Annotated in this window: 4 protein-coding genes, 4 tRNA genes and 1 rRNA gene; 1 reads left to right on the top strand and 8 read right to left on the bottom strand. The window is 39.4% G+C overall.

The features are described 5' to 3' along the window. From EAE91_RS23010 to EAE91_RS22990, 5 genes are all read right to left on the bottom strand, one after another. On the bottom strand, nt 1-142 hold a 142-nt coding region (locus tag EAE91_RS23010), incomplete at its 3' end, for a GTP-binding protein (RefSeq protein ID WP_072161945.1). A gap of 111 nt (nt 143-253) precedes the next feature. Beyond that, nucleotides 254-329: transfer RNA gene (locus tag EAE91_RS23005), tRNA-Thr, on the bottom strand. A gap of 6 nt (nt 330-335) precedes the next feature. Beyond that, nucleotides 336-410, bottom strand: a tRNA-Gly gene (locus tag EAE91_RS23000). A gap of 99 nt (nt 411-509) precedes the next feature. Continuing rightward, nucleotides 510-594 (bottom strand) — tRNA-Tyr (locus EAE91_RS22995). A 16-nt stretch (nt 595-610) separates the two neighbouring features. After that, nucleotides 611-686: transfer RNA gene (locus EAE91_RS22990), tRNA-Thr, on the bottom strand. A gap of 432 nt (nt 687-1,118) precedes the next feature. On the opposite strand from EAE91_RS22990, the gene coaA reads away from it, so the two are divergent. Continuing rightward, nucleotides 1,119-2,069 carry a type I pantothenate kinase gene (coaA, locus tag EAE91_RS22985; RefSeq protein ID WP_214090480.1) on the top strand — a complete coding sequence of 317 codons (951 nt, stop codon included), beginning with the start codon at nt 1,119-1,121 and terminating at the stop codon, nt 2,067-2,069. A 43-nt stretch (nt 2,070-2,112) separates the two neighbouring features. Here the strand turns inward: coaA and birA are convergent, their stop codons facing one another. From birA to rrf, 3 genes are all read right to left on the bottom strand, one after another. Continuing rightward, nucleotides 2,113-3,072 carry a bifunctional biotin--[acetyl-CoA-carboxylase] ligase/biotin operon repressor BirA gene (birA, locus tag EAE91_RS22980; RefSeq protein WP_214090479.1) on the bottom strand — a complete coding sequence of 320 codons (960 nt, stop codon included), beginning with the start codon at nt 3,070-3,072 and terminating at the stop codon, nt 2,113-2,115. After that, the gene (murB, locus tag EAE91_RS22975; RefSeq protein ID WP_214090478.1) at nt 3,069-4,097 is read right to left on the bottom strand and encodes a UDP-N-acetylmuramate dehydrogenase; all 1,029 of its coding nucleotides are present in this window, start codon (nt 4,095-4,097) and stop codon (nt 3,069-3,071) included. The genes birA and murB overlap by 4 nt, the downstream gene beginning before the upstream one ends. A 137-nt stretch (nt 4,098-4,234) precedes the next feature. Then, nucleotides 4,235-4,350: ribosomal RNA gene (gene rrf, locus EAE91_RS22970) — 5S ribosomal RNA — on the bottom strand. Between the last annotated feature and the right edge of the window lie 23 nt (nt 4,351-4,373).

Raw genomic sequence — 4,373 nt, 5'->3', positions numbered from 1 at the left:
CGAATGCACGAGCGTTACCACCGTAGGTTTTAGCCAGTACAGTAGTGATAGCAGCAGTCAGGGTAGTTTTACCGTGGTCAACGTGGCCGATAGTACCAACGTTAACGTGCGGTTTTGTACGTTCAAACTTTTCTTTAGACATTAGATTGTCCCTCTAAGACACGGAATCGGTGGTTCCACCACATCAACCAAGCAATTGCTCGTTGAATATCGCTTACAGGAATAAAATCGGGAGACAAGGACATTAAGGAAGTGGTGCTGATAGGCAGATTCGAACTGCCGACCTCACCCTTACCAAGGGTGTGCTCTACCAACTGAGCTATATCAGCACATCTTGGAGCGGGCAGCGGGAATCGAACCCGCATCATCAGCTTGGAAGGCTGAGGTAATAGCCATTATACGATGCCCGCATTGAACTCGGCTACCTAACTTTAATCAGCTGTACGTTGATCTCAATATGCTTTAATTTAGTAAGTATCAAAAGAATATCAAGATTAAATCTGATTCTTTGGTGGTGGGGGAAGGATTCGAACCTTCGAAGTCTGTGACGGCAGATTTACAGTCTGCTCCCTTTGGCCGCTCGGGAACCCCACCTTTTCCAAATTTTTAATGGTGCCGGCACCAAGAATCGAACTCGGGACCTACTGATTACAAGTCAGTTGCTCTACCAACTGAGCTATGCCGGCATCAAGTGCTGCGCATTCTAGGCAGTGTGAGCGCACTATGCAACAAAAAAATTACTCCTCTTGACCATTCGGTCATAAAACACTCATTTTTATTCAATTAGCTGTTTTTTTCAATATATTTAGCTCAAATAATAAACACAAAATTACATGTAACTATCAAGGAACTGATCACAGTGCCCGATAAAACTTGATAGGTTACTTCATCTTGTGTCATTTAAATTTCCATCTATGATAAACAAACAGCTAAAGCTAACATTAAGTAAAGCAACTCAATTTTTTACGATTCTGCATTTCTTACAAAAAAAACCATTAAAAATATAAAAAAGCCTACGCCTGCCGCTCATCAGTCGATATCATGCGATTTATTTTTTGTCGGGTACAGGTTGTTTATTACAACTTGCCCAACCTGCACAAACAGGCAGATGTTGGTTTATGAATAAAAAAGAACCTTTTTTGGCTACTCCATATTTGCAATTCAATCGTGAACAATGGGCAACCCTACGTGATTCAGTTCCACTGACATTAACAAAAGAAGAATTAATTGATTTAAAAGGAATTAATGAAGAAATCTCTTTAGAAGAAGTTGTTGAGATTTATCTTCCTTTATCTCGCTTGCTCAATTTTTATATTAGTTCAAATTTACGTCGTCAAGCAGTACTCGAACAATTTCTAGGTACTGATGGACAAAAAGTCCCTTATGTCATAGGAATTGCCGGCAGTGTTGCTGTTGGTAAAAGTACTACTGCGCGTTTATTGCAAGCCCTGCTGAGTCGGTGGCCTGAACACAGAAGTGTAGAATTAATTACTACAGATGGTTTTCTACATTCTAACAGCGTGCTGAATGAACGTGGACTGATGAAAAAGAAAGGGTTCCCGCAATCATATGATATGCATAGTTTAGTGAAATTTGTATCTGATATTAAATCGGGATCTAAACAAGTATCCGCACCAGTCTACTCTCATCTTACCTATGATATCGTACCAAACGAGCAAAAACTTATTAAACAACCAGACATTTTGATTCTAGAGGGTTTGAATGTATTACAAAGCGGTATGGATTATCCTCATGATCCACACCATGTATTTGTCTCTGATTTTGTCGACTTTTCTATCTACGTCGATGCACCAGAAAAATTACTCAAGAGCTGGTATATCAGCCGTTTCTTAAAATTCCGCCAAGGTGCTTTTTCTGATCCAGACTCTTATTTCCATAGCTATTCCAAACTATCAGAAGAAGAAGCTATAAATACTGCATCTAATATCTGGCAAGAGATCAATGGACTGAATTTGCGACAAAATATTTTACCAACTCGAGAACGCGCAAGCCTAATCATGACAAAAGGTACTAACCACACTATTGAAAGTGTAAGGATACGTAAGTAAAAATAGTTTCCGAACCCGGAAGACATTTCTCTTCCGGTCGTTTCTAACAGCCTCTTAAAGAAATCTCCCCGCCGATGTATGGGGTTATAACACCATTCTGATCAAGTAACAAAGCACCTTGCTGATTAATCCCCCTAGCTATACCATACACTTCCTGACTACCAATAATTAATTTCACCGGTCTATCCATAAAATTATCTAACTCAAACCACCGAGAAACAAATGAAGACAAACCTTCATTTTCAAACTGAATTAAAGCCTTCCTTAGATCAAGTATTATTTCTACAGCCAATTTATTACGATCAATTTCAATTCCTGCTTGCAACAAATTAATCCATTGCTGATTAATAGATTCTTCATCCTTATGATCCATCGAAATATTTATACCCGCACCTATCACAATCTGAGCAGCATCACCAGTCTTTCCTATGAGTTCAACTAAGATTCCCGCTAATTTCTTATCATCAAGATATAAATCATTTGGCCATTTTACCCTAATTCTATCAGCGCCCAATCGATGTAATACTTCAGCAATAACAATGCCAACAACCAGACTCAATCCGATTGCAGCAGCAGGTCCTTGTTCAAGGCACCAATACATAGATAAATAAAGATTTTTTCCAAAGGGCGAAACCCATTTCCTTCCACGCCGTCCTCTGCCAGCATACTGGTACTCTGCAACACAAGCATCCCCTGATTTCAAATCAGATAAACGTTCAAGCAAGTACTGATTTGTCGAATCAATAACTGGCAAAACAGTTATACGATCCTGAGGTAAATATTGAAAAATAGTAGATTCATCAAGTAACTGCATAGGTGCCATAAGGCTATAACCCTTGCCTGGAGTTGTTTCTAGCTCAATTCCCCATTCACGAATTGTCTGTATATGTTTATTAATTCCAGCTCTACTCATCCCTAAATCTTGTCCTAACTGTTGGCCAGAATGAACATCACCGTCAGACAAAATCTTAATCAACTGTAATGGCACAGTTATATCTTTCATGAAATATATTCCACAGCATCAATTTCGCCTTTAGAACCAATAAAACGAACCTCAGGTTCAAGTAATACACCAAATTTACCTATCACTTGCTGGCGAATGTAGGCAGCCAATGAAACTACATCCTTGCCTGTAGCATTTTCCTGATTTATCAATACCAGAGCTTGTCTAAGATGCACAGATGCACCTCCAATGCGATAACCTTTTAAATTACAATGTTCAATGAGCCAACCCGCCGCTAATTTAAACATTCCATGCGCGTAAGGATATTGGGGGCTATCAGGGTAATTTTCTTTTATTTTCGCCGCAACTTCCGCACTAACAATTGGGTTTTTGAAGAAACTCCCTGCATTACCTGTTATTGCAGGATCAGGCAATTTACTAGCGCGCATTGCACATACTGAATCAAAGATCTTCTGAGGAGTTATTACATTATCTTTCGACAGCTTAATTAAATCACCGTAGTTCAATATCGGCTGCCAATTCTTCTTCAACAATAATCCTACAGAGATAATGGAATGATTTGCTTTATATTTATGCTTAAAAACACTATCCCGATATCCAAACTGGCATTCACCAACACTAAGGCGTGTTTGTTCCCCAGTTTCTAGATTAAGAACATCCACATATTCACACACATCTCTAAATTCAATACCATATGCACCAATATTTTGAATTGGTGCCGCACCAGCGCAACCAGGAATTAAAGCCAGATTCTCTAATCCATAGATTTGATTTTTAAGAGAATGGCAGACTAATTCGTGCCAATTTTCTCCTGCCCCTACATGTAAATGCCACGATCCATCTGTTTCCCGCTGTTGAATCCCCATAATTCTATTCAGAATCACAGTTCCTTCAAAATTTGCAGTAAATAAGACATTACTGCCACCACCAAGCAGTAATACAGGTTGTTTTTCGCTTTTAGCTTTCTGCCATAAAGCTAATAAGGATTCGGCAGATTCAGCTATATCTAAACGTTTAGCATAGGCTGATAACCCAAAGGTATTAAATTCTTTAAGAGAAAGCATTTACTCAATACTCAATAAAGCTATTTAATAAATAGTTTATCAGCTATAGGCGTGGAAAACAGTTGGAAAACTAAGTTAGTTCTTTATTAAATGCAAAAAGGCCACCCCTATGGATGGCCTTTTTGTTTCAAAATAAAGTCTGGCAGTTCCCTACTCTCACATGGGGAGACCCCACACTACCATCGGCGCTACGGCGTTTCACTGCTGAGTTCGGCATGGGGTCAGGTGGGACCACCGCGCTATCGCCGCCAGGCATATTCGGTTTTATTCCGGCCG

Source organism: Photorhabdus noenieputensis, from assembly GCF_018448935.1.
Taxonomy (GTDB): domain Bacteria; phylum Pseudomonadota; class Gammaproteobacteria; order Enterobacterales; family Enterobacteriaceae; genus Photorhabdus; species Photorhabdus noenieputensis.
Note: the sequence above shows the minus strand (reverse complement) of the source record. Positions and strands in the feature narration are given on the sequence as shown.

Bases quoted from the DNA above. Each gene is read 5' to 3' on its own strand.
- coaA (WP_214090480.1), top strand. From the start codon at position 1,119: ATGAATAAAAAAGAACCTTTTTTGGCTACTCCATATTTGCAATTCAAT.
- murB (WP_214090478.1), bottom strand. From the start codon at position 4,097: ATGCTTTCTCTTAAAGAATTTAATACCTTTGGGTTATCAGCCTATGCT.
- birA (WP_214090479.1), bottom strand. From the start codon at position 3,072: ATGAAAGATATAACTGTGCCATTACAGTTGATTAAGATTTTGTCTGAC.